This is a genomic window from Vibrio sp. 1978 (assembly GCF_033344345.1).
In genome coordinates this window covers 1-934 of record NZ_JAWPOP010000211.1, presented here as the reverse complement: position 1 = coordinate 934, position 934 = coordinate 1, and the positions used below count along the sequence as shown (strand labels likewise).

2 protein-coding genes are annotated in these 934 nt (G+C 49.1%); both read right to left on the bottom strand.

Annotated elements, in window-relative coordinates; genetic code table 11:
* The coding region (locus R8N49_RS25615) for a DUF484 family protein (RefSeq protein ID WP_318190268.1) at positions 1-574 on the bottom strand (574 nt) is incomplete at its 3' end.
* Positions 568-934 (bottom strand): diaminopimelate epimerase (dapF, locus tag R8N49_RS25610; RefSeq protein ID WP_318190267.1); only part of this gene is annotated, 367 nt, incomplete at its 5' end. The genes R8N49_RS25615 and dapF, both read right to left, overlap by 7 nt.

Below are 934 nucleotides of genomic sequence, written 5' to 3'. Positions count from 1 at the left end.
CAAGCGTCTGCTTCTTCACCAGCGGCAGTACCACATAGGAACCCATTTCTGGCACATCCATATTGCCAAACAACGCTTCACGATCCACTTTACGCAAGCGGCCCAAATAAGCCTCTTTGCCATTTAGGTGGTTGGTCGCAAAACGCTGGTAATGTTCTTTGCTAAGTTGCGTCGATGCATCACATTGGCTAAACAAGCGAACATACGCACGCAGTCCGAGATCTTTGGCTTTTAGCTCTATCGCGCTAATAACTTGCTTGAAGTCACCGCACTTTAGAATCGAGCCCTGCAAATCCATGAACTCGTAGAAGGTACGATCGTTGTTTGCCGCAAGCGACATTAACGTGGTGATCTCTTCTTCAAGCTCTTCAATACGCTGACGCTGGCGATTCATTTGAATATGCACCAACGAAACCGTACCTAAATCCGAATGTGGAAAAGACAGACGATCCACCAGCTCAGGGCGCTCAACAAAAAAATCAGGGTGATCTTTTAGGTATTCAGCCACCACTTCTGCAGTTAATGCGTCAGCTTCAACTTGAGACAAACCCTTTCCTTTTTCTTTGACTAGCACGACAGTTGACCATCAAATACGTGAGTAGCAGGGCCTGTCATAAAGAGTGGTTTGCCCGGGCCTTGCCAAGAAATATGCAGCTCACCACCAGGTAGCGATACTTTCACACTCTCATCCAAAAGTCCTTGCAAAATACCCACAGCCACCGCGCCACATGCGCCGCTACCACAAGCTTGTGTTTCACCTGCGCCGCGCTCGTAAACTCGAAGACGAATGTGGTCACGACTCACCACTTGCATAAAGCCAGCATTCACACGTTCAGGGAAGCGTTCGTGTGATTCAAGCAGCGGACCTAGAGTGTCCACATCTGCGGTATCCACGTCATCCACTACTGTCACCACATGCGGGTTACCCATGCTG